Source organism: Selenomonas sp. KH1T6 (assembly GCF_900108415.1).
GTDB classification, from domain to species: Bacteria; Bacillota; Negativicutes; order Selenomonadales; family Selenomonadaceae; genus Selenomonas_B; species Selenomonas_B ruminantium_A.
In genome coordinates this window covers 1-23,539 of the sequence record NZ_FNWN01000025.1, presented here as the reverse complement: position 1 = coordinate 23,539, position 23,539 = coordinate 1, and the positions used below count along the sequence as shown (strand labels likewise).

General features: G+C 48.1%; 27 protein-coding genes. 20 read left to right on the top strand and 7 right to left on the bottom strand.

Translation table 11 applies throughout. The features are described from left to right. Positions 1–98: 98 nt before the first annotated feature. The 3 genes from BLW59_RS12980 to BLW59_RS12970 all read left to right on the top strand — a co-directional run bounded on the left by BLW59_RS12980 (position 99) and on the right by BLW59_RS12970 (position 3,419). A complete protein-coding gene (locus tag BLW59_RS12980; protein WP_081348530.1) occupies positions 99–1,091 on the top strand; it encodes an alpha/beta fold hydrolase in 993 nt (330 codons plus the stop codon). 60 nt (positions 1,092–1,151) lie between these two features. Then, the gene (gene gltS / locus BLW59_RS12975) at positions 1,152–2,393 is read left to right on the top strand and encodes a sodium/glutamate symporter (protein ID WP_029544720.1); all 1,242 of its coding nucleotides are present in this window, start codon (positions 1,152–1,154) and stop codon (positions 2,391–2,393) included. A gap of 228 nt (positions 2,394–2,621) precedes the next feature. Next, positions 2,622–3,419 (top strand): linear amide C-N hydrolase, encoded by a 798-nt coding sequence (locus tag BLW59_RS12970; protein ID WP_175463441.1) that lies wholly within the window; start codon positions 2,622–2,624, stop codon positions 3,417–3,419. 217 nt (positions 3,420–3,636) lie between these two features. On the opposite strand, the gene BLW59_RS12960 is transcribed toward BLW59_RS12970, so the two are convergent. After that, positions 3,637–4,812: an ADP-ribosylglycohydrolase family protein gene (locus BLW59_RS12960; protein ID WP_217634621.1), complete on the bottom strand. Its 1,176-nt coding sequence runs from the start codon at positions 4,810–4,812 to the stop codon at positions 3,637–3,639. A gap of 155 nt (positions 4,813–4,967) precedes the next feature. Here BLW59_RS12960 and BLW59_RS12955 point away from each other — a divergent pair, with 155 nt between their 5' ends. The 7 genes from BLW59_RS12955 (at position 4,968) to BLW59_RS12925 (ending at position 11,997) form a co-directional block, all read left to right on the top strand. Then, a complete protein-coding gene (locus BLW59_RS12955) occupies positions 4,968–6,872 on the top strand; it encodes a hypothetical protein (RefSeq protein ID WP_074698107.1) in 1,905 nt (634 codons plus the stop codon). Next, a complete protein-coding gene (locus tag BLW59_RS12950) occupies positions 6,853–8,475 on the top strand; it encodes an MBL fold metallo-hydrolase (protein ID WP_074698106.1) in 1,623 nt (540 codons plus the stop codon). Before BLW59_RS12955 ends, BLW59_RS12950 begins: the two co-directional genes overlap by 20 nt. Continuing rightward, positions 8,468–9,415, top strand: a complete 948-nt coding sequence (locus BLW59_RS12945) for a hypothetical protein (RefSeq protein ID WP_074698105.1) — start codon at positions 8,468–8,470, stop codon at positions 9,413–9,415. The genes BLW59_RS12950 and BLW59_RS12945 overlap by 8 nt, the downstream gene beginning before the upstream one ends. Before the next feature lie 103 nt (positions 9,416–9,518). Then, on the top strand, positions 9,519–10,346 hold the full coding sequence (locus tag BLW59_RS12940) for a hypothetical protein (RefSeq protein WP_074698104.1): 828 nt from the start codon (positions 9,519–9,521) through the stop codon (positions 10,344–10,346). Between the two features lie 113 nt (positions 10,347–10,459). Further along, entirely contained in the window at positions 10,460–10,912 is a 453-nt protein-coding gene (locus BLW59_RS12935; protein WP_074698103.1) for a hypothetical protein, read from the top strand. An 18-nt stretch (positions 10,913–10,930) separates the two neighbouring features. Further along, complete coding sequence (locus tag BLW59_RS17800; RefSeq protein ID WP_074698102.1) at positions 10,931–11,227, top strand: hypothetical protein; 297 nt, start codon at positions 10,931–10,933, stop codon at positions 11,225–11,227. Between the two features lie 20 nt (positions 11,228–11,247). Further along, the gene (locus BLW59_RS12925; RefSeq protein ID WP_029544704.1) at positions 11,248–11,997 is read left to right on the top strand and encodes a hypothetical protein; all 750 of its coding nucleotides are present in this window, start codon (positions 11,248–11,250) and stop codon (positions 11,995–11,997) included. 57 nt (positions 11,998–12,054) lie between these two features. On the opposite strand, the gene BLW59_RS12920 is transcribed toward BLW59_RS12925, so the two are convergent. Then, the gene (locus BLW59_RS12920; RefSeq protein WP_029544702.1) at positions 12,055–12,600 is read right to left on the bottom strand and encodes a PadR family transcriptional regulator; all 546 of its coding nucleotides are present in this window, start codon (positions 12,598–12,600) and stop codon (positions 12,055–12,057) included. Positions 12,601–12,764: 164 nt separating this feature from the next. Here BLW59_RS12920 and BLW59_RS12915 point away from each other — a divergent pair, with 164 nt between their 5' ends. The 6 genes from BLW59_RS12915 (at position 12,765) to BLW59_RS12890 (ending at position 17,174) form a co-directional block, all read left to right on the top strand. Next, on the top strand, positions 12,765–13,295 hold the full coding sequence (locus tag BLW59_RS12915; RefSeq protein WP_029544700.1) for a phenolic acid decarboxylase: 531 nt from the start codon (positions 12,765–12,767) through the stop codon (positions 13,293–13,295). A gap of 29 nt (positions 13,296–13,324) precedes the next feature. Then, complete coding sequence (locus BLW59_RS12910) at positions 13,325–14,425, top strand: alpha/beta hydrolase (RefSeq protein WP_074698101.1); 1,101 nt, start codon at positions 13,325–13,327, stop codon at positions 14,423–14,425. 16 nt (positions 14,426–14,441) lie between these two features. Further along, a complete protein-coding gene (locus tag BLW59_RS17795) occupies positions 14,442–14,603 on the top strand; it encodes a hypothetical protein (protein ID WP_175463440.1) in 162 nt (53 codons plus the stop codon). A 332-nt stretch (positions 14,604–14,935) separates the two neighbouring features. After that, on the top strand, positions 14,936–15,481 hold the full coding sequence (locus tag BLW59_RS12900; protein WP_074698100.1) for a DUF1097 domain-containing protein: 546 nt from the start codon (positions 14,936–14,938) through the stop codon (positions 15,479–15,481). Continuing rightward, positions 15,478–16,278: a DAPG hydrolase family protein gene (locus tag BLW59_RS12895; RefSeq protein ID WP_074698099.1), complete on the top strand. Its 801-nt coding sequence runs from the start codon at positions 15,478–15,480 to the stop codon at positions 16,276–16,278. Before BLW59_RS12900 ends, BLW59_RS12895 begins: the two co-directional genes overlap by 4 nt. Before the next feature lie 2 nt (positions 16,279–16,280). Then, complete coding sequence (locus BLW59_RS12890) at positions 16,281–17,174, top strand: LysR family transcriptional regulator (protein ID WP_074698098.1); 894 nt, start codon at positions 16,281–16,283, stop codon at positions 17,172–17,174. Between the two features lie 2 nt (positions 17,175–17,176). Here BLW59_RS12890 and BLW59_RS12885 read toward each other — a convergent pair whose 3' ends face one another. Continuing rightward, the gene (locus BLW59_RS12885) at positions 17,177–17,614 is read right to left on the bottom strand and encodes a helix-turn-helix transcriptional regulator (protein ID WP_074698097.1); all 438 of its coding nucleotides are present in this window, start codon (positions 17,612–17,614) and stop codon (positions 17,177–17,179) included. 207 nt (positions 17,615–17,821) lie between these two features. Here BLW59_RS12885 and BLW59_RS12880 point away from each other — a divergent pair, with 207 nt between their 5' ends. The 3 genes from BLW59_RS12880 to BLW59_RS12870 all read left to right on the top strand — a co-directional run bounded on the left by BLW59_RS12880 (position 17,822) and on the right by BLW59_RS12870 (position 19,608). After that, complete coding sequence (locus BLW59_RS12880; protein ID WP_074698096.1) at positions 17,822–18,265, top strand: hypothetical protein; 444 nt, start codon at positions 17,822–17,824, stop codon at positions 18,263–18,265. A 66-nt stretch (positions 18,266–18,331) separates the two neighbouring features. Further along, the gene (locus tag BLW59_RS12875; protein WP_029544696.1) at positions 18,332–18,646 is read left to right on the top strand and encodes an ArsR/SmtB family transcription factor; all 315 of its coding nucleotides are present in this window, start codon (positions 18,332–18,334) and stop codon (positions 18,644–18,646) included. A gap of 83 nt (positions 18,647–18,729) precedes the next feature. Further along, complete coding sequence (locus BLW59_RS12870) at positions 18,730–19,608, top strand: radical SAM protein (RefSeq protein WP_074698095.1); 879 nt, start codon at positions 18,730–18,732, stop codon at positions 19,606–19,608. Positions 19,609–19,940: 332 nt separating this feature from the next. Here the strand turns inward: BLW59_RS12870 and BLW59_RS12865 are convergent, their stop codons facing one another. The 3 genes from BLW59_RS12865 to BLW59_RS12850 all read right to left on the bottom strand — a co-directional run bounded on the left by BLW59_RS12865 (position 19,941) and on the right by BLW59_RS12850 (position 22,248). Beyond that, on the bottom strand, positions 19,941–20,444 hold the full coding sequence (locus BLW59_RS12865; RefSeq protein ID WP_175463439.1) for a transposase: 504 nt from the start codon (positions 20,442–20,444) through the stop codon (positions 19,941–19,943). Then, positions 20,404–21,270, bottom strand: a complete 867-nt coding sequence (locus tag BLW59_RS17455) for a transposase (RefSeq protein ID WP_074698093.1) — start codon at positions 21,268–21,270, stop codon at positions 20,404–20,406. The genes BLW59_RS12865 and BLW59_RS17455 overlap by 41 nt, the downstream gene beginning before the upstream one ends. A gap of 381 nt (positions 21,271–21,651) precedes the next feature. Further along, positions 21,652–22,248 carry a nitroreductase family protein gene (locus tag BLW59_RS12850; protein ID WP_217634620.1) on the bottom strand — a complete coding sequence of 199 codons (597 nt, stop codon included), beginning with the start codon at positions 22,246–22,248 and terminating at the stop codon, positions 21,652–21,654. 541 nt (positions 22,249–22,789) lie between these two features. Between BLW59_RS12850 and BLW59_RS12845 the strand changes: the two genes are divergently transcribed. After that, the gene (locus tag BLW59_RS12845; RefSeq protein WP_074698092.1) at positions 22,790–23,086 is read left to right on the top strand and encodes a hypothetical protein; all 297 of its coding nucleotides are present in this window, start codon (positions 22,790–22,792) and stop codon (positions 23,084–23,086) included. Positions 23,087–23,340: 254 nt separating this feature from the next. On the opposite strand, the gene BLW59_RS12840 is transcribed toward BLW59_RS12845, so the two are convergent. Beyond that, positions 23,341–23,539 (bottom strand): transposase (locus BLW59_RS12840; RefSeq protein WP_139283673.1); only part of this gene is annotated, 199 nt, incomplete at its 5' end.

Sequence of the window (23,539 nt, the reverse complement as noted above, 5' to 3'; positions counted from 1 at the left end):
TTCACTTGGCATCCGTTACGCTGAGAAAAGTTTGGCAAGCAAAGGTAAATGCCGCCTGCTTGCAGAATGTAGAGTGATGGGAGCGAAGGAGGATGGTTATGTCAAAAAAGATAACAAGAAACTGTGTCAACCATATTGCTTTTGCAAGGAAAAACCTGGCCTGGCTCAGTTTATCTGTCTGCCTGCTATTGAATCTTTTGTGCTTGCCCCCGGCTCAAGCGGCAGAAATACTTAGAGAAACCATCCCCTTAGAACGGAATGAAGTGCCACTGCATTTGGAGCGTTATATAGAGCAAGACGGAAAGATAAAGCGTCCCATCTTGTTCGTACACGGTGTGACATTTTCTTCCCATGAATTTGATGTTGATTACAAGGATTACAGTTTGGCGAGATATTTTGCCAAACACGGATTTGAGGTTTGGCTGCTCGATATTGCAGGATTTGGAAATTCTGGCAGCGTCAAGGACGGCTTCATGCCGGATTCGGATTATGCTTCGGAAGATATCGCATCTGCTGTGAAGCTCATATTGGAAAGAAATAATCTTGCGTCCATGGATGTTTTGGGCTGGAGCTGGGGAACCGTGATCAGCGGTCGTTTTGCCGCCAAGCACCCGGAGATGGTGCATCGCCTTGTGCTTTATGCGCCTATAGTAGCCGGGCTGGGTGAGCAGGATGTGAAGGAGCCTTTCAATAAAAATACCTGGGAGGCTGCAGCTTCGGATTTTCAGAGGAAAACTGATGGAGACATAGACTTTGACATCGTGGAAAAAACTGTGGCCAGCACCTATATCGATAATGCCTGGCACTACGATAGGGATACGAGTCCCAATGGTGGAAGACGAGATTTGCTTGTCCACAAGAGTGTGCGACTTATTCCGACAGAGAGCATAAAAGCTCCTGTGCTGATAATAGTCGGATCTAAAGATCCCTATGTGTCGCCTGACTTATGCGCTGAAGCGTATAGGACGCTTCCCAATAAAAAAGATTCGGAGTTGGTGATCGTGGACGGAGCCGCCCACGCAATGTTGATGGAGCGTCCTTATTACAAACTGTTTCGGGAAAAGGTATTAAATTTTTTGAATAAAGGCTGATGTGCGATATCGCGAATTGCGAGTTTCACGAGACCGCTCCTGTAAGAAAGGGGGGGACTTATGTCTTTTGAAACTGTTGAAGGTACATTGAATATCAGCTGTACGATGGTCATGACGACGGCGTTTGCCGCCATCCTGCTCCTGATCGGCTTCTGGATCCGGAAGAAGGTGAGCTTCTTCACGAAGTACTGCATTCCGGCTCCTGTGTTGGGCGGCTTCCTGTTCATGTTCATCTCCTTTGCCGGACATCAGAGCGGCGCGTTCGCGTTCAAGTTCGACATGACATTCCAGAGTCCGTTCATGGTGGCGTTCTTCACCACCGTTGGCCTGGGCGCGTCCCTTTCCCTTCTGAAGAAGGGCGGTATCCTGCTGATCGTCTACTGGCTGATCGCCGGCATCGTCTCCATCATCCAGAACTGCATCAGCATCGGCCTCGCCAATGTCACAGGCCTTGAGTATCCCTACGCGCTTCTGGCAGGTGCTATCTCCATGATTGGCGGACACGGAGCGGCAGGCTCCTACGGTTCCACCTTTACAGAGATGGGCTATCCGGCAGGTATCACCGTTGGCGCAGCAGCTGCGACCTTCGGCCTGATCTTCGGCATCTTGGTGGGCGGCCCGGTGGCCCGCATGCTGATCGAGAAGAACCACCTGACCCCGGACAACTCCGAGACCCTGGACACTTCCGCCGAAGAAATCAACGCAGGACACGGCGAGAAGCTCACCAACCTGGATGTCCTGAAGAACGTGACCGCGATCCTGTTCTGCATGGCGCTCGGAGCCGAGATCTCCGGCTGGCTCGGCAAGCTGATTGGAATGAGCTTCCCGTCCTATGTCGGCGCAATGTTCGTCGCTATGCTTGTCCGCAACCTGAACGAGCAGTTCCACTGGTATCATTTCAGATTCCCGCTGGTGGACGGCACTGGCGATGTCATGCTGAACCTGTATCTTTCCATGGCGCTGATGAGCCTGAACCTGTATCAGCTGCTTGACCTGATCGGACCGGTTATTATCATCGTGGCCGCGCAGGTGGTAGTGCTGGTGCTCCTTTCCATCTTCGTCGTTTTCCCGATCCTCGGAAAGAACTACGACGCAGCAGTCATGTGCGCGGGCCTTCTGGGCCATGGCCTCGGTGCTGTGCCCTCCGCGATCGTGAACATGACGGTGGTCAAGGACAAGTACGGCATGTCCAGAAAGGCCTTCATGATCGTCCCGATTGTCGGCGCCTTCCTGGTGGATATCATCTATCAGCCGCAGACCATCGCTTTCATCAAGTTCTTCGTGCAGGGCTTCGCAGGCTGACGGAAAGAATTACGATGATATTCTTTGCGAATTTTTTATACTGGAAGGAAAATCGAGGCTTTGCGGCGAATAAAAATTTGGGAATATTTTAAATATAATATTCCTAATATTCCGACAAAATAGTTTTGAAGCAGCAGGGCGAAACGAGAATGAAGCGGGAGGCGAATCCGTAAACGCGCAAAATAATCCAATGGCGTTGATCGGATTTCGGAAGCCAGGCTGCTCGCCTTGCCAAACATGACGTTTGACGGCATCAATGAAAACGGCGTGGCCATGAACAGCAACGTCGTTCCTGCCATAGATCTGGACTTTGCCACCCTGCTCTCCACCAATTACGGCAAACCGCGCCTTCATGCTCTGGTCGTCGTCCGCTACGTTCTAGATCACGCGAAATCCGCCGCGCATGGCGTTGAGCTGCTGAAGAACATGGACATTTACGGCGGTTATGGCACATGGGGGATTCACTGGATGCTCGCGGACGAGAAGGAGACCTATATCATCGAGTGTATCGACGGCGAACTTGTCGCCAGAAATGACACGGACAACATCATGACGAATTTCTATGTCAACTACGCGCCGAATACTCGTTACGCAAAGCACATAGCGAAGACAGGGCAAACGGTTGCGGGAAAAACCTATAAGGGCTTCCCCATCCTTACGCCCCATGCCTGCGGCGTTGAGCGTTACGCCATCCTGAAGGAGCACTACGCCGAGGGCGGAAAATCCGCCGCGGGAATGGCCCGCCTGATGGAGCGCGTGAAATATACCCAGATGTATGAAGCGGCCACAGAGCCGTTCTGGTACACGGAGTATACGGAAGGGAATCTGACAATCGCCAATGCGCCCATGGATTTCAAGGAAGTTCTTCAAAAGGACTTTAATACCTACAAACTGCGCGACAGGAACAACCAGCCCGATAACTTCTGGCAGACGTGGCACACAGCGGTTTACGACCTGGCGAACAGGACGCTTCGCTTGAACATCCAGGAGGATTATTCCAAGCACTACGACTTCAAGCTGGAGTAAAAGGAGATCACTTGCAGGACAAGGAATTGCGGGTTAGCTGAACTTTCTCGCTACAGATAATACGTTGCAGAGGTCCACGAAGCGAGACCTGCGGCAACATACTTCGAGGTGAAGTGGTAAACTAAAATTGGACACGGAGGGGCTGTTGCACGTAATAAAAACGTGCAACAGCCTCCCTTTTCATCGAGTTTATTGGAGAAGGAGGCCAGCCAATGTTCTACGCGATTCTCCGGACTTTGCCAATGGCCTGTTCCTGACGGCAGCCAATCTGGGATGTGTGCTGGGGACTACGGTCAGCGGCCGCTTCATCGAAGCCTGGGGAACCAGGTATGCGGTGCTGGGCGGCTTGCTGTTCTGCCTGCTGGCAGCACTGACGGTTTGGGCGCAGTGCTATCAGCAGCGCATGAATTCGAGCCTGACGGTTCAGGCTGAGCATTGACTGCTGGCAATGCATCATTTTTTGACACAATTCTTCCATATAATCCAGCTTAATGAGTGAATTCTTCCACTCTTGCGGAATATCTTCCCAGCCGTATGCCAGACCTGCGAGACCTCCAACAATCGCACCTATTGTATCCGTATCATTACCGAGATTGACGGCGGCGAGAACCGCCTCACGATAATTTTTCGTATTCGTAAGACACCAAAGGCTGGCTTCCAATGTGTCAACCACATAGCCACTGCTGCTGATGTCAGCTTTTGTAAGGCCAGCGAAACTGCCAAAATTCCAAAGCCTTCTGTAGTGGGGCACTTCCCTGGCAAACTCGCTTTCCCTTTCATAGAAGGCATGAGCCTCTGACAGGCCTTTTTCTATTGCCTTTAAGAGCGGCTGACCTATGAGCAAGTTCATGGCAATCAATGTGTAGATGCCGCAAGCCATCTGGCTTCGTGGGTGGGCGTGGGTAAGGCGCGAGATATGGTGTGCCTCCTTCAAAACGTCTTTCACGGTGGAAATATTGTGCTGCCAAAGGTAAATGGCAAGGGGGGCAATACGCATGAGCGAACCGTTGCCGTTGTCGTACTCTCCGCTGCCGCCGCAAGCAAGGGGCGGAGTGCCTTGTTCATAGCGATGAATGGCCGCTTGAGATGCTATGCCAACATCGAAGGTGGTTCCCGTGGCAGTAAATTCTGCCCTTCTTAGCCAGCTCACAAAATTGTCCATGATGTCTTTGCAGTCGATGCGCCCCAGGCGGACGATGCTTTCCAATAGGCACAGCGTCATGCTGGTGTCATCAGACCAGGTGCCGGGGGGCTGGTGATGTGTGCCGTAGCCTCTCATCTCAGCAACAGGGTCATGGGCAATTTCCTCCCGTGACATAAATTCCACGGGGACGCCAAGGGCATCGCCAATGGCGTGGCCGACAATCATGGCTTTTATCAATTCCAAATCCAATATTCACGCCTCCTCAAAAAATAGCCTGAATAGAGTATATCACGAACCATGCGACATGTGGGTGGCTCAAAAACATGTGAGCCACTCTGATGTCGTTTCTTTTGTGGTATAATAGGCAAAAAAATAAATCTGTTTCGTCAGGGGAGGGGAAATGTATGGCAAGAACTGCGCCGGAAAGCAAAAAGATCTACCTGTACGATATGACAATCGCCGCATGGAGAGAAGTAACAGAGGAGGCAGACTCTCCTGTCGTTATCGTGGCGGATGTTTACTGGGTCAAGCGGGAAGGAGCGTATAGCCATCCCACAGGGCTGAATGCTTGCTATATGAATCCGGCTTATCAAGACTTTGGCTGGTCATACTTTCATACCGAAGCGCATCAGCGGCTGGTATGGTGTCCCACGCACCGTTGCTTTGAGAAGATACATCATTTAGAGCGAATGGACAGCATTCGCTCTGCATCCGGTTGCCGTCTGCAAGGCAAGATTGCTTATTTTTCGATAAATGTTGAACTCTCTTACAAGGAAAACATCGCAAAGATCGTTACCGCGCCTATAGGCTGGGAATTAAAGCGAATGGCAGACGGGAGCGTAGATGTTCAGGCAGAACTGTTTCAGATTCCTGTGAATATAAATTTCACAGACTTTGGCATATCCTTGGATGTAGAGAAAATCGAGAGTTGCAGGGTGACCATCAGTGAAAATTTCCGTGTGGGCGAAGGCACGGTAAAATTTGCCCCCAGTGGCAAGGATTGGACAGATTTCGGCTTGGATATTCCGGGAATTGTAACTGAACAAGCAATAACTTATCTCCTTTTGGCAGCAGACGACGCATATATTCCCCCTGAGAGCAATACCAAAGGCTACAGAAGATTACGCGCCTTTTCCCGATGTCCCAAGGATTTGCATATTGAGTACTGGAGAGGAATTATAGACAAGAATTTCGATGGCCTTTTCCCACAAAAACAAAAAAATCCCTTTTTGGCTTTGTGCAAGTATTTGAAGATTCCTGTCACGGCAAAACTCACGGAAGGCTATGAGAAAAATCCTTTTGCGCCTCTGTGGGCAGTTATACTGAGGAGATGGGGATTCCGTGAGGAGGAGAATATAGAGCGGTTTTACGGTCTGGAAGAATTCGCAGGTATATCACCGAATTGCTTCAGTGAGTTTTGCGGTTCGGACGTAGGTGAAATGCTATCAGCTTCTGCCAGCAAAGAAGTGGAAAACCGTTGGTATATGCTTGACCACTTTGTAAGATGGGCTTTGACCGTAACGAGTGAAGCTGATCTGGCCGGAAGAGGCCTATGGGCTTTGGCTTCACGGCCTTGGACGGAAGAAATCGAGGAAGAACTTAGCAAGGTGTATTGTCTTACGGATGAAGCATATCTCTTTCTGGAGGAGCAAAAGCTATCGCCACGGGTGCAAAGCCACCTTTTGGGGCATAATCTGCAATGGCTGGGCCACCACTGGTCGGCAGAGCATTTTCAAACAATGGAGGAATTAAACAGGATAGAGGATTTATGGGAAGGGCGCTGTTGGGGAAAGCCCGGGTATGAGATAGAAAATTCGCCGTTTGCGAACCCTAAAAATGGGGAAGATGAGGGAAAAGGAGATTTAACCCGCACAATCAGGTTGCTTGCAGCCTATGATTCCATGCTTTTGGGGAATAAAATCTGTTGCAGTGTGTATCCTATGCCCTCTATGTTGGGACGGGATATGAAGATCCTTCGTAAATTCGAGCCGACCATATCATACAGACCACGGGATGGCCGATATGAAATAGAGAATGTAATGGAAAGATACCGTGAGGAAACAGATGTAGAACCACTTTTGGATCAGTCCAGAAAAACTCGCTTGTTAGCGTATATCAGGTTTTTGCATGATTGCGGTTATCTGAGCCGCGGCATCGCTGATAAGCTGAACGGAGCGCCCCTGCCAAGACGCACTTTTGTGCGGGATTTGAGTATTTTGCGCCGGGCATTTTCCGAAAAGGAGCTTGTGTACCATGCTAAGGACAAGTGTTATGTGTGGGAAGAGGTAGATGAAAATAAAAGCCATTGAACTTATTAAGTCGATTAGGGAATTGAATGATGACATGGTGGATGCCGCACGGAATGTGTCTTTGGATGTCGATGATGACGCATTACTTGTCGATTTGGCTCGTTGGGCAGCCAAGCGATGCGGAGAAGACGAGGCGGATGTACTGCGTGAGGTAAAAGCATGGGCAGAGACCGATTCGCCATTTCCCACCTTGCGAGATATTTTGGAAGTAGGTGCTGAGTGCAACGAAGAACATGACAATCCGCCACCACCATGGAAATTCCGTGATTTTCTCGGCTTTCGCGGAATGGAAGAGCGCAACGAATGGTATAAAAAGCGTGTGCATATTACCATTCATCGGGGAACAAAACAGATTGGAGGCAGCATCACCGAAATTAATATGGGGGAAACGAATATCGTGGTAGACCTTGGTAGTCAACTGCCAGGCAGTCATGGATCGTTAAGCGATGATGAGATTGTCAAAGAACTATTCCGGCCTTTTCGCTCCCACATTGATGCCGTGTTCTTCACCCATTATCATGGCGACCATACTGGACTGATGGATAAAATACCCTCCGATGTTCCCATCTACATGGATTCGGCCATGTTGACGATTTTACGGAAACTCCATGAGCATACCGGCAATAAGGTTATGCAGGAGCTGCTTGCCAATCATAATGGCCGTATTCACCCATTTACGGTAGGAAAAACCTTACGAATCGGCGATATTAGCGTACATACCTTCTTTGTTGACCACTCGGCCTATCATGCCAATATGTTCCTTTTTGAGGGCGCAGGGCATACTATTCTTCACAGTGGTGATTTTAGAAGCACGGGCTATATGAGCAAAAGCCTTAATATTACCCCGGAACTGATTCACGACAGTTATCACAAAGAAGTTGATGTACTCCTGATCGAAGGGACGATGCTTGCTCGCTCGTCGGAGCATCTTTTAACCGAATGGAATGTAAAAAAAGAAGCCATGGATTTTATGCGAGACCATCGACAGATTTTCGTCGTATGTTCTTCTACCAATTTTGACAGCCTCACATCTATTTGCCGAGCGGCGCAAGCAAACCATCTGCCCATTTACGGCAGTCCGTATATCATGGAAATGCTAAAGACTTTTTCTGATATGGCAGGTGCATATACAGGTCTTTACGATTTGCCGCCAATCAAGGGAATCGACGAATTGAAGCTAGCACACCCAAAGGAAGGTGTGGTGCTGCTGGGCTCTCTCTTAAATCGAAAAAAAGAAGATGCGTATTCATTGTACGACAGATATGGCTATTATATGAGCGATTATAAGCCGCATTTGATTTACTCCATGTGGCAGGGCTATTTGAACCCCAAACATCCTGCTTACGATGAGGGTTTGTCAACCTTCGTCAATCGATTCGGTGATGAGGTGAAATATATCCACTCGACAGGTCATGCTGACAGAGCAACCTTGGCGAAGTTTATCAAGGATATTGCTCCACGGAAATATATTGTACCTTTCCACACGGAAAATCAGGAAGGATTCAAGGAGCTTGATGTCGAAGATAAATACAGGGATATGATGATTTTCCCGCAGGACGGGGATACTATTGATGTTGGGGGAGGAGAGATTTGGTATGAATGAGTATCAAGCATTTTATGAGATGGTCAAAAAGTGGACGGTGAATGATTATCGGACGCAAAAAATCAAGGCAGAAGTGATAATTGATATGATGATTTCAGAGCATATCGAGGAAATTGTGTCGCAAAGCTTCGGAAAAGATATCAAGCTGATTGCCAAGGAATTTCCGATTGCGTGTGTAGGTCAACCATGCATCAAGAGCGAGGGGGAAATATCTTCCAATCGTCAGTATGCCAGTGTTGATTTTCTTATGTCCTGTAAGGAATCCGACAAGCCCACAATATATCTTGTCGAACTAAAAACATCTGATGACAGCGTGGATGGTACGCAATTGTGGAATATGTTGTGGACTTGTAAGCAAGGGAGCAATTCGCTTTACAATCGTTTCTACGATATAATAATGAATTACGGAATCAATGAAAACGGAAATGAATTATCAACAAAAAAATATCAATACACCCTGAGCAAGTATGCGATAGAACACATGTCGACATTGAGTGAAAATGTAACAATATTTGGCTCCGAACGTCTAGGGAATAGATTTGATAACGTAAAAGCTAATCAAGAAGAGGTTGCTAAATGTATTTTGCAACAAGGTTTTTATCAGCATTTTCATGAAGCAGAGATGCAAATACTTTATGTTAGTTTAAATCCTATGTTTAAATCGGATATTAAAAAGCTTGCCGCCTCTACAAAAAAAGAAATTAATAAAAAAATTAGTAAACGGGATATGGTTGATACGGATAAAAAAGCAGTAATGGATTTTCTTGAAAGCGATGTATCAACCTTTGTGGCTGATAAACACATACAGCTGACAAATCTTCAGTTTGGCGATGCCATGGGAGTATGGACGTTAATAAGTGATATCTTGAGCAGATTACAGGTTGATTGGCAGAAATGGTTTGATGAGAAGGAAATGAAAGGCGGGAAAAAATATGATTAAACTCACGAAACTTGAATTTGGTGATATTGGAAGAATTAGTGAAGCCCTACGCTGATTGGTACAGCACAACTCGTTTTGAATGATTTTAGAAAGGATGATTTTCATGATAAAACTCACAAACCTTAAAATTGACGGAGAGGGGTGGGCGTATACAGCTTTGCCTACACTGGTATCTTTAGGTGATTGTTGGGACTATAATTCCTTTCTCCGCTCAATCAGACATTTGCTTTTTGACACGAACATTGATAAGCGCGATTTTGAAATGGAAGAAACTGATATGAGTGAGCCGATTCTTAGCGATGTTCTTTCTCATACCGATGTTCTTTGCATAGCAACGCAACTAAAAGACGAGCAGGAAATAAAGAGCCTACAAATCATGGTGGATTTAGCGGTAAAAAATAATGTTCGTTACATCGCCATAATGCTGTGCAATACCAAAAGTCGCAATCATGAGCAGGAGCAGGCACTTAGCCGCTTAAAAGGGCAAGTAAATGCAATCATTGATTTCGCAGGATATAATTCGATTTCCAATGGGCAAGTAAACAACGCAGTTTCCTGCATTGTGCGAGCTATATTCGCCCCTCATATTTTCATGGGTATCATCGGGCTAGATCTTGAGGATTTGCGAAGCGGCATCAAGGAACATGATGTTGCAATTGCGGCCATCGTTAAAGAAACTATACATCACGGTTTCGAGGAGAAAATCCTTCAAGCAGCCACCGAACAAATATACATGCAACATAGGGACTTGAGGCAGGCGCATAATGTTTATTTTGCAGTCTTTGGCAATGAGAACACTATAGATATAGGAACTTTGCAAAAAATTTTACCGGGCGCAATGGTAAACAATGTTGTTTCAGCCACCATCGATAATGCCATGAAAGACGAAGAAGTGTTGGTAGTGACAATCGCATCAGGCTTTAAGAAATAGACGTTCGATATTCGCTTCACGTACTCAATATCATCAATGAATAATGAGCCATGAGGCATGATGATCTTTGTTGACAATCAAATCGATGGATGAAAGATGGATGGTGATGCCTTATGAAAAAGTTCATTTTGGTCGTTTTATCTGCCAGTTATTTTATCTTCCCTCTTGTCGCATACGCCGCCAATCAGCCCAAGGGATTTCCGACCCGTGTTACGGGGCGGGTGGTAGATGGTCACTATGAGGAATACTCCATCTATCCATGGTCGATTGAATATGACGAGGAAAGCGGCAAGATGACTCTGCTCTATCAAGTGGAAACCGCCTATGATACGGAGCCGATTTTCCTATATCTTGTCACCATTAACTCCAAGGAAAAAACATTGTATATCCATCGTAACTGGCGGTCAGAAAATCACATAGAATTAGACTTTATTGAAGCTGATGTGCTAAAACATGAGCTGACCTATGAAGAAAAATCAGGCTTTGATTTGGCATTCAAAAAAGCATTGCCACTATGGAAGTACCGACAAAAAATCGAGCGGCAGGGACAAGGGAAGACTCTGTGATAAGGGATGTGAGCCAACATGAAAAGCCTCGGTCGTAAGTTGTTCGATATTTGCCTCTCTATTTTCCTGTTATGCCTCGGATTTTTTGTTCTCGTGTGTGACTATATACTGCTTATGTCTGAGGGCATTGAGCCATTGTATCATTTGATCGGTGTCATTCTTTTGCTAAGTCTTGCCTTTGCCTGCTGGCAAAAAGCCGTCAGTCTGCTTTACTATCTCAATGTCAGCGATGAGGAACGAGCCATGAGGCATGATGGCAAATTGTTTTTGTTGGGACTGCTTGCCGGACTTCTTTGGAATAACCGTGACAAGTAATTTATGGGGAGGCTGTCTGCATGGGAGCAAAACTTTTGAAGTCGAGATATGTGTCAGCCGATAGTGGTGTTTTTAGTGGCGATGAAGGCAAATATTATAGGAGATTCTACAATAGAATGGCTGCCATTTTCACAAGACCGGGGTTGATTTCATTAGACGAGGTAGAGCTCGACCCATTTAAGCATTTTAACGGTGATGTTTACATGGGGGAAGCAGAAGCTACGGGAGAAAATGCCGCCGTCCTTGCTGCGAAAGAGGCGGTGTCCAAGGGTAAATCTAAAAAAATCACAAAATCAAAAAATATACTCGTTCACATTTTAGGCGGCACTGGTAAAGTAGATTCGTCCACAGCCGCCGAAGCAGTTTCCACTCTTCGTGAAGTTGCTCCCAATGCAAAGATTATTCTCGGTGCTCATCTTGATGAGAAATTGGGCGACGCTTTGCGGGTCACGGTCTTTGTAAGATTGCACTATGATGGGGAGCGTTTTGACGAATATGCCGAAAAACTATATCGGCTCTTGCGAGAGACACCCAAGCATAAACTGCCGGGACTGAATAATTGTCCCGAATACCAAGAACTTTACGATTCCGCACGAGAAAATGACGATGACGATTGGTGTTGGTTTTCGGAAACGATGGATGTGGTAGCCTATGATTTATCCATGGAGGAATATAATCCAAGAAGATTCAATCCAACGCCGGATATGGAGGATATGCCGAAGTTAATCATGGAAGAAATATTGACGGGGAAGCGTCCGACGCAAACATGATGTCCAGTTTAGGGGGGCAAAATCCTCGCCAAAGGGGCAAGGGAAAGGTTTGAAGCGTTACTGCTTCAGTGCCGCATATTCCTGGCGGAGCCATTCCAGCCGTTGCTTTTCCCTCAGGATGGCCTGTTGGAGGATGCAGCGGTGGCCGTAGTGCTCCTGTCTGGCTGCTTCGTCGGCGAAGAGCAGCTGCCAGCGGGCTTGCAGGTATTGGAGTTTTTCCTCGTGGCGGCAGATTTCTTCTTGAAAGAGACGGGGCACCAGCGGGTCTTTGGCTGAGTTTATCAGGTATAGTTTCATGGTGAATTCGTCCCTGGTGGGCACCGGGGGATTCAGGGGTTCTTCCATCCAGGCGGACAGTAGCTGCTGTCCGCTTTTTGTTATGCGGTAGAATTTCTTTTCCAGCTTCTTTCCCACCAGCTCTGTATGGGAAGCAATGAAGCCTTCTTCTTCCAGGCGGCGCAGCTCCGGGTAAATCTGGCTGTGGTTGGAGTACCAGAAATCTCCCAGCTCTTCCTCGAACAGTTTCTTGATATCGTAGCCTGCCAGCTCCCTGTGGGCCAGCATGCCCAGGATGATGTATTTCAGCACGTTCTTCTGTGCCATGCAGATCACCTTTCTTTCTCTCTTGTTGACCCCAGTATATCACATGAAGAAAATCTTTACATGTATTTATTTACATAATGTTGACAAAGCTTTGGGAAAGGGGTATTATAACAGACGTAAAGAATATGTAAATATATACATGATTGCTGAAAGGGGCATTTCTGATGGAATTCAAAGAACTGGACGATTTTCTGGGCACTCACTTTATCTATACCTACGACAACGGCTGGGAGTATGAGTGGTATGCCAAGAATGACCACACGGTGGATTACCGCATCCACGGCGGCATGGTGGCTGGCCGCTGGGTGAAAGACCAGGAGGCCAATATCGTGAAGCTCACCGATGGGGTGTACAAGGTTACCTGGACGGAGCCCACTGGCACGGATGTGGCTTTGGATTTCATGCCTAACGAGCATATCATGCACGGCGTGATCTTCTTCCCCAAGTGGGTGCAGGATCATCCTGAGATTACGGTCTGCTTCCAGAATGAACATATTGAACTCATGAAGGAATCAAGGGAGAAGTACGAGAATTATCCCAAGTATCTGGTGCCGGAGTTCGCCAAGATCACCTACATGGGCAAGGCCGGGCAGAACAACGAGGAGGTCATTGCCGAGGCTCCCTACAAGGGCATGACGGACGATATCCGAGCAGGAAAGTATTTTGACGCCGACTACAAGCGTATCAAGAAGTAAGGACAAGGTAGAGTGCAGGAGGGAATCCCATGAAAGCAGGCAGAGTGAAGAAACTGGCCCTGGCGGCCTTGCTGTCGCTGGCGGTAGCAGCACCTTTGGGGGCAGGCTGCGAGGCGGGAGCCAGGGCGGATGATTTGGTGCAGATGCCGCCCACTTATCGGGATGTGCTGGTGGCAGAGGTGAAAAATGCTGACGGCGCAGACCGAAAGCTCCGCATGAATGTCTTTGTGCCGCCCAAGGCCAAGGGCAAAGTGCCGGTCCTGATTTATGTCCACGGGGGTGGCTGGGCCAGGGGCTCGTATGAAGGTGATGATGCCAAGAACGTGCCCCAGGCTCAGGCAAGCGGGCAGGCAGGGCTGATGGCCAGTGACAATGCCTCCACATACAAGGTCTTCAAGGATGTGCTGAATCACGGCATTGCCTTTGTGTCCGTAGATTACCGGCTGAACAGCGAAGCTGCTTTTCCTGCCCAGATCTACGATGTGAAAGCGGCAGTGCGTTTTGTCCGCGCCCATGCAGATGAATATGGCCTGGACGCAGACCGCATGGCCATAGCGGGAAGCTCCGCCGGTGCCCATCTGGCAGCCGAGCTGGCCTTGACCAACGGCAACCAGGCGTTGGAAGGGGACGAGGGCGGCAACCTTGCTTTCAGCAGCAGCGTGAAGGCCTGCGTGGACTACTATGGCCCCACCAATTTGCTGACCATGGCCCCGGAAATGAGCCCTGCTTTGCAGGACCCTGCTGAGGCGGCAGAAACCCATGATTCCGTCCGGGCTATGGAGTCTGTGCTCCTGGGCTTTACAGGAGAAGGGGAGGGGGTAGGCACCCTGCGCAAGGTAGATGAGGCGGGAGACAAGTCCTCACCCTACTGGCAGATGGTAGAGCTGGCCAAACTGGGCAGCCCCGTCTATCAGGTGACGAAAGCTGCGCCGCCTTTCTTTATTGCCCATGGTGGTCATGATTCGCTGGTGCCCATCCAGCAGAGCCTCAGCCTGCAGAAAGCCTTGACCGATGCTGGGGTGGAGAATTTCTTTGTCTGCAACTCCAAAGCTCCTCATGGCTATCAGGGGGAAGATACCAACAAAGCCATGATGCGCTGGCTGTGCCGCCAGCTGGGCGTGGAGTATTGAGCTTCCTGCTATCCTTATGGATGCCCTGAAGAAGCATTACCCCGAGTATCTGGAAGATGAGGGCATTAAGTGGGATTTCACCAAGTTCCTCATCGACCACGAAGGCAATGTAGTGGAGCGCTACGAACCGATTACCAGCCCGTCCGCCATGTTGGCGGCGATTGAAAAATTTCTGTAAAAAGAACAGCCAGCCTTGCTTGCTATAGCATGGCTGGCTGTTTTCTATGCCTGCGTGGGAAGGATGTTTCACTTTGTGCAACTGCATAAATCCACATGGGGGCAGGAGGCGGCGGTGCTGGTGGAGATAACGCAGAACTGCATCGCCGAGAATGCGAGGATTGCCCAAGACCAAGGGGAGTACTAGAAACGCTGCAACGGCTTGGTGGAGCGGTACGAGAGAGCCAAGATACATAACCATTTGATTATAGCAACCCACGAAATAGATATTTCCCTTACGAGTCCTCCTTCTGTATAATGAAATCAACAAAGCAAGAAGGAGGATATGCGGTTATGAAAAAATTCTCGGCAGAAACATGGAGCCTTGCCCTTTGTATCGCCATTCTTCCGCCAATATGGGCGGTCTTGGCACCTTATCTCAGCGTCGATGTGGGGGCGGTTGCCCTGATTTGCGCCGGATTGTATGTCACCAATGGCAACAAGCTGATGGATGCCCCCAAGATAACCATTGGATTCTTGCTGGGGGATCTTTGGGGGTGGCTGGCAGTGAATGCTATGCAAAATTCCTCTTGGAACGCAGATGTCACCACCTTCATGACGTTGTTTTTGCTGGGCGGAGCGGCGGTCATCATAGCGGCTATGGGTTCAGAGATGATACATTGTCCGTCATGGCTTTGCGGTTGGGCAATCACCCTCACGGTGCTTGCACCCCTTGAACAAGGCTTGCAAGGCAGCTATGCTACACAGATAGCTGTAGCAATGACCGTCGGTGTTTGGTATGTTGGAGCCTTTCTTAACACGGTGCAGCAGTGCATACTGCGTTTTACGGAAGGCCATACTTCTAATAATATAAATTTTGCAGGGAGGAAATCATCATGAAACTGTTTTTAGGCAAAAAAGTCGGCGTGAGCAAAGAGGAGAAGGCACTTTCTTATTACAAATTTTTTGAGCGGGATATGGCGAACATCCCGGCGGAGAAAATCGCTCTTCTGGATGCGCCGCAGGAAAAGTCCGCTGTGCCTTTTGAAGAGAAAAACCTCTATTTGGCAGGGAAAGACAAGAACTATGCTCAGGTTGGCTACGGCACGGCGGCAAACGGCACCGGCTTTGTCTGTAACGAAACCTATATGCCAGGTGTCACACCGGAAATGCTGGACTGGTGGTTCCCGTGGCACAGCGTAGGCTCGGATTTGCGCTATAAGATTTGGGATCCAGAAGACCATTATTTTGCTCGCGCCGATAAAGCGAATTATGTCTGCGACCCCAATGTGCCGGTTAACGAAAAGACATGGGGAGTTAATCATTATATTTTGGAGGATGTGGGTGGTGGCCCCGGCTTTCTGAAGATTTGCTTCAAAAGCCCTGCTGATTTTGGCTTTGACACGTCCCTGATTGGCAAGGAAAACTGCGCATCCCTTGTTTGCGGCATAGGTGATGGCTCCTGCGCGGCAGCGATGGTGCATAAATGGTATCCTTATCAGGACGGAGTGATGTTGTGTTCCCGTTTTTGGATCGGCTACGGTGTGGTGGACGGGGAGATTCGTTGCACTCTGCCTGATGGTGCGAAAGTTCCCGTGGAAGTGTCCAAGGGCTTATTTGCCCATAATATCAAAGAGTTTACCAATCTGGCTGCAATCCTGCCGGAAGTTTACGCCGAGAACAAGGATAATTTCTGAACATGAACATTCAGCAGCTACGATATTTCCTTGTCTTGGCCGATACATTGAGTTTTACAAAGACAGCGGAAAAATACTATATCTCGCAAACGGCGGTTTCCAATCAAATCAAAGCCTTAGAGGAAAAACTGGGCGTGCAGCTTTTTCAGCGAGATAATCGTAAGGTTATTCTCACCCCGGCAGGAAAAGTCTTTGTCAAGGAAGCCAAAAGCATCATCACGAGAATCGAGGAGGCTGTCCAGCACACCAAGGATGCCGCCGAGGGATTCACCGGAGAAATCCATGTGGGCTATCAGTGGGGATTTGAGCGTACCGTCTTTCCGAAAGTTTTGCAGGATTTTCAGTACGAATACCCGAATATTGAAATCCTTATCGAACGGGATGAAGTGGCGGCCCTATATGATGGGGTGATGGAAGGAAAGTATGATATTATTTTCAATCTGCCCTTGCCCGGCAAAAAGAAGTCCGGACTGAAAGAAATGGTGCTTGCCCGCTATCCACTGTATGTAGCAGTACCGCCCCAGCATCATTTGGCAGAATTCCATTCCCTGAAAAGGGAGCAATTGGCAGATGAGATATTCATTTCCTATCGGCAAAACGCTCTCAGCGAATATGACCCCACACAGGCCATCCTGGCTGATTTTGCTGATGTCGGCCTAGTTCCGAATATAAACTTCCAGCATCAAGGCATTGAAAATATCTTGCTCTTCGTGGCTTTAGGCAAGGGTATCACTATAGTTCCTGAGTATTTTCTGCCGTGCGCTCCAGCGGGGATAAATCTTCTGTTCATTCCTTTGGAGGATAGCTCGCTCCCCGCCGAGGTGGCTGCCATCTGGCAGGAAAAAAATACCAATCCGGCACTTGATAAGTTCGTGGAGTGTATACAAAAGAATTAGATTTATGTTGCTTTTGAGTGTTGGTATTCTCGCGGTGTTATCCCGTAATACTCCTTGAATGCCTTGTAAAAATTGCTGTGATTGCTGTAGCCAAGCATAGCGGATATTTCTTCGATGGGGAGGGCGGTGCTCTTTAACAGGAGCGATGCCCTTCCCATTCGTTTTTCCAATAGAATTTCAGTAAATTTGCGTCCTGTTTCCTTTCGCAGTACCGTGGAGATGTAGTTGGGATGATAGGAGAAGTGCCGTGAAATGTCTTTCAACGTCACCACATCGGAGTGATTATCCATATAATCCATAATCTGCTCGGAGATGGACTGAGGACGGATATCGGATCTATCTATGGCAAAGCGACGGGTAACTTCTATCATAAATGGCTGAAGCAGTGATTTCAAGAAATGCTGGGTATCTTCCTTGCGGTCGGCGTATTCCATGACCATAATAAATATAACTCTACAGCATTTACCTTGAATTGGAAAGAATAGGTTTCATTTTTTCTTGACCGCTGAAGCCCATCTTTCCCCATTCTACGATATTTTCCGACCCACGCTTGAATGCAGCACGCAGTACACCCGGAGATCAGCCCGCTTCTCGCCCTGCCGGTTTTCTTGCTGAAATATCAGCCGTTGATTGTGGGGAGTGTGGCTATGGGTGGGATTCTGCTTTCTTTGATAAGTTCCATCGCCGGGTTGTCGCTGGGCATTGGCACGATGATTTCTCGGGATATCCTGCCCCATGCCAAGGAAAGAGGAACCCTTCTTCGCACTCGCATGGTTGTGCTGGCTGTTATACTGTTAGCAGCAATCGTGGCCGTCATGAACAAGGATTCTCAGGTATTGCTTTGGAATTATATGTCTATGGCCTTAAGAGGCGGCATCTTCCTTCCCCTTACCCTGACAATTTTTCGACAGCACGCCGTTGGCTCCCACTGTGCAATTCTCTCAATGACAATATCTGCAGCCGTAGCAGTGATAGCTGTTATCGTCGACAGTCCGGTTCCGCCCCTTTTCATTGGTCTTGGCACAAGTTTCCTGTTCCTTGCGGCAGGTTATATTACCCATCATGGAGAAGCCGGACTTTCCGCGCGATAAAAATGTTTTGCCGAAGTTGTTAAAAAAAATCATTGACATATCGCGAAAACAAGATATAATATAGGCATGAACACATTAGAAATTTACAAAGCCTTGGCGAACGAAATACGTTTGAATATCATGGAATGGTTGAAAGAGCCGGAAAAGCATTTCCCACCGCAAGGACTGCATTTGCCGGATGGCAGCACATGGACAGGAGGCGTGTGTGTCGGCAGCATTCAGGAGAAAGCGGGGATTTCCCAGTCCACGGTGTCCCATTATCTTGACATTCTTCAGCGTGCTGGGCTATTGAAAGCCGCGCGCATAGGCAAGTGGACATACTACCAACGCAATGAAGAAACAATCCGTGAATTTGGCGAGTATGTCAAGAGCAATCTGTGAAAGGGCAGAATCAACTGCCCTTTTTTAAGAAATATTTATATCTAAAAAAAGCGATATATAGATTTATTAAGGAGTGTTGTATCATGCATTTTGCCAGTACCGTTGTACGTCCGCCTTATGAGGCGAACAGTGTTTTCCTGCAAATAACGTCCGGCTGTTCCCATAATGCCTGCCGGTTCTGCACCTACTACAAGGATGCGCCCTTTGGCGTATCGCCATTGGATGAGGTCAAAGAGGATTTGCAGGAACTCAAGGAGTATGGCGTATCTTTCCCACGCATCTGGCTGCAGGGCGCCGACCCCTTCCTGCTGACTTTCGATAAGTTGAAAACCGTTGCCGAGCTTATCCACGAATACCTGCCTTTTGTCCAGTCCATCGGAGGCTATGGGCGTGTGGACAGCGTAAAGAACAAGTCGGTTGAGCAAATCAAAGAACTTCACCGGATGGGGTATGACCGTCTCGTATTTGGCATTGAATCCGGCGATGATGCTGTGTTAAAACGCATGAACAAAGGTTATGAAGCAAAGGATATCGTGGAACAGCTGGGAAAACTGACGGAGGCAGGCATGGATTATGCCGTTATTTTCCTGAGTGGTCTTGGCGGTCACGGCTACGGTCTTTCCCATGCGGAAAAAACAGCAGAAGTTATCAACCAGCTCACGCCGTTTCGGGTCATGGCGGCAGGGCTTACTCTTTTTCCCGATACTCCGCTCATGGAAGATGTGAAAAACGGTACTTTTGTTGAAGCCACGGAAGCCGAACGAATTGAAGAACTTCAGACGTTTTTGCGTAAATTGACGATAGAAACGACCATAGATGCGACCAATGCTTCCATCATAACGCCTATCTATGGGCAATTGCCGAATGACAAGCAAAAGATGCTCGATACTCTGGAAACTATCTTTCGACGTTTCGGAGAAGAAGGCTTGCGTTCTCGGCGGGAAAATCTCCGCATGATTTAACATAAATATCTTGTTTGCCAAACAGTATGTGTCGGAGGAATCATCATGCACTATCATGGTCCGATTGTACGTCCGCAAACAGACGCGGACAGCATCTTTGTTGAAGTAACAGTAGGGTGTACGCACAACAATTGTACATTTTGCAATTTTTATGACGGCTATCCTTTTCGCAATGTCATTAAGTTAGTGGCATGAAAAAATGCTCTGAGTATAGACACCATGCAGGATTCAGGGTAAACAGGTACGAGAAATACAGCCTCATCGTAAAAACGGCATGACAAATAAGCGGTCAGAGACCGCTAAAAAAAGTTATTTTGTGCAGCTATTATTAATTAACGACAATTGAAGCTTTTGGCGCCATGAGGAGACTTTTTCCTCTCATAATTCCTTCCTGCACGCACAGGACAATATCCGGCCTTCATAATCCAGCCTATTATGTCCGTATGATGCTGCACACGCTTGTCCATGAGCAGAAAGTCATGGCATGTCTTCAGTGCCTCGCTTATGTTAAGCCTGTACACATACCGCCATTTCTTTTTCTGTTCCTTGATTCTCATTACTGCTTCGGCGTGATTAGTGATTTCCATGCAGAAATTGTAAAGGATCATGCGACTCCAGACTTCCTGTATGACGAGCTCTCTCTTTCTGGAGTGAAAGTGCTCCGCTCCCAATGTCACCTTGAGAAACCGGAAAGAGGTTTCGATACCCCAGCGCATTCTGTAGACAATCTTGAGCTTGTCTGGAGGAAAGCCGTTGCTGCCCAGATTTGTTGGCAGGTACTCGTATGAGCCATTTTCAAGATTGATGCAGACCAAGCGGATATTGAGCTCCATCATGCAAGTGCTCAAGGTGATCGAACTGGGTATAGGGGGCGATGACACGATATGAAGCCAGGTCATCCTGATGAAGATACTGTGTCTTGCGATGATGTCTTACCAAGTGCAGATTGAGGCAGACATCAAAAGTTTCTCCCAGCTTCCGCAGCTGCGCAGCACCCCCCGCAATAGATTGGGCCTGTGTCTTGCTGAGGCGCACCAGAAAAGAGTTCTCAGTGTTTTGGGCATGTACATAGAAATTATACGAGCCAAATCCACGGTCGGCTACCAGCAGGCGTTTGAGGCCGGGAGGATTCTGCCTCTTGCACAGCAGGCATATGGTCTCGTATTCGTTCTTGAGCCTAGCCGGTTGCATTTCGGCATCAACGTACTTGTGGGACCCCAGGTCGTACAGTGCCATCATATGGACACCAAAATATTTGTTTGGGCCGCGCACGAAGCAGTCGTAATCCCAATCCGAATTAAACGCAAGCCCTGTGCCGTCGCAGGCCAGCAACTGAAAGCCTTCAAAAGTCTTGCATTCAAACTGGCTGTTGAAGTGGTGAAACACCGTAGGAAATGCGTCTGAGGAAAACTTTTGAAGCTGCTGTGTCAGGGCGGATTGGCTTGGTGCCATGTCCGGCGAGCACCCGGCAGCCATGAAGAAACGGCGGGAGTGCTCGAAGGTTGTGCCTTTCAGTGCACCAATGGAAAGCAGGATAACTGATTTAAAGCCGGCTTTTCGGTTCCTGGTGAAGTAAGTGCCAGGAGCCTTTGAAAATTCCGTGGGTGTCATTGTGTCAATGGCACCCACCAAACAGGTAAGTGTGGACTCAGCGATTTTCATAATGAGCCTCCTTGTTGTTAGTGTGATTGGAACCCACTTCTAACAACAAGGGCGCGTTTTCGCAAGAAAACGCGCCACCGGCATCGGCATGAGTCCTAATATGCAGGCTTTTGTGGAAACGATACTCAGCAGGCTGGCAGAGACAGAAGATTTGACTTTGCTGCATCCAAAATCCACATGGCAAATTTATGAAGCGACTGTGAAAGAAGGTAAACACGAACCCCCAGATTATTGGGACCCGGAAGTGTAGCCTACCGTTTTTTCGCCACGCATTCATAACCCACGCAACGGCAAAGGACGCCCTTCCTCATTGGACGGGCGTCCTTTGACATCATCTTCCCGCCGGGTTATGATCACATCCCAAAACGGCAATTTTTTTCATCAGTCAAAAACTTTAACCCTCTCGCTGATGGGCATTTTCTCAATAGGCTGCGGTGGTGCCAGCGGTGCACCAAAGACCATCTGAGCCACCAGGCTCCAGCTTTGGGGCACATCAAAATGAGCTTTGACCTTCTCATCAATCAAAGGATTATAGTGCTGGATATTGACTCCAAGCCCCATGCTGGTCAGTTGTGTCCAAATGGCAAACTGAAGCATGCCGTTGGCCTGGGATGCCCAAATGGGGAAATTTTCCGCATAGGGTGGGTATTTGCCCTGCAGTTCCTTGACGGCATCTGTCTCCTCAAAGAACAGAACTGTACCATAACCCGCTGCAAAGCTGTCAATCTTCTGCTCAGTGGCTCCAAACTTGTCTGCAGGCACAATGCGTCGCAAAGCTTCCTTCGTTATGCTCCAGACCTTCTCGTGATGCTCCCCCATGGCCAGGACAACCCTGGCCGACTGCATGTTGAAGGATGACGGCACTTCCTGGGTTATCCGTTCCACCGCTGCGACAATCTGCGACGGCAATACTGGTATTTCCTTCCCCAAAGCGTAATTTGTGCGACGGTTGATGACCGCCTCCTGAAAGCATTTCACGGCTGTTCCTCCTAACATAGATTCTCTGAACACAGGGTCGGCCCACACCATCGCTGGTCTTGACCTCTTCTAATTAATATTCTATGTTTTAGACATATTTCCTTCCTGTGCCCAAGCCTGTTTGTCATCAGATGCAAATTCTTAAAACAGCCGCATCCTGACTTAGGAATGCATTGCCATCAGACTCTTCCCTATGATAGGATATTGGCAAATTTGAAGGGAGGAGTTCTCATGATTCATATCGGTTGCCATCTATCAGCAGCCAAAGGGCTTTTGCCACCGAGCAGTATATCCACGGAGGTGGAGAGACAATGTCATTAAGTTAGTGGCATGAAAAAATGCTCTAAGCATAGACACCATGCAGGATTCAGGGTAAAAAGTCATGAGAAACATCGACTCATCGTAAAAACGGCATGGCGAATAAGCGGTCAGAAGCCGCTTAAAGAAGTTATTCTACATCATTACTGCTTCTGCATGATTAGTGATTTCCATGCAGAAATTGTAAAGGAAAACACAGCGACACGAAACGGAGGAAACGACAATGACCATGAAGGAATATTACGGAATCCGCAAAGTTGCCCGCTTCGCAACGAAAAAAGAAATGAAGGACATGAGCGAATGGATGTACGAGTACAAAGGCTATACGGTGATGCTCGCCGAATACATCCCTCGCGGCTGCCAAACCTGCTGGGTGGCAAGCGTGTGGGAGAAAACGGGCAACAAGCGGTTCCCCTACAACAAGCTCTTCGAGATGGCGAGCTACCCGCACTTCACGGCATACGGCTTGAAACTTTGCCGCCAGTGGGCGCAGGAATGCATCGACAGCATGGAAGCATAAACATACACCGACAGCGAACGCCGTTCTAAAGGGTGGCGTTTTTTCATGGGCAAATCACCGATTGGGCAGAAAGGCATCCTCCGGGACGATGCCGCCTTGAGGAATGGTCACGAAATCCGAGGCTGTCCCAAATTCTGTGTAAACTCCATATCGTGATGTAAAATTGTTATTAAAACAAGAGGTTTAAGCCCTTGTCACTAATACCAACCATATTTCTCTCTGCACGTCAAGAAATCCTTGAACGTGCAGATTTTTTATTCCGGAAGCCTGTCTTCATAATAGACGGCCAGCTGGGCATGGATAATGCTCCAATCCTGGCGGCGGCCTGTCCATTTCTTCGTTATGTCCATCATGGCAAGGTAGAGCATTTTCAGCAAGCTGTCATCTGTCGGAAATACGGACTTGGATTTCGTCACCTTGCGGAGCTGGCGGTTGAAGCCTTCTATGGTATTG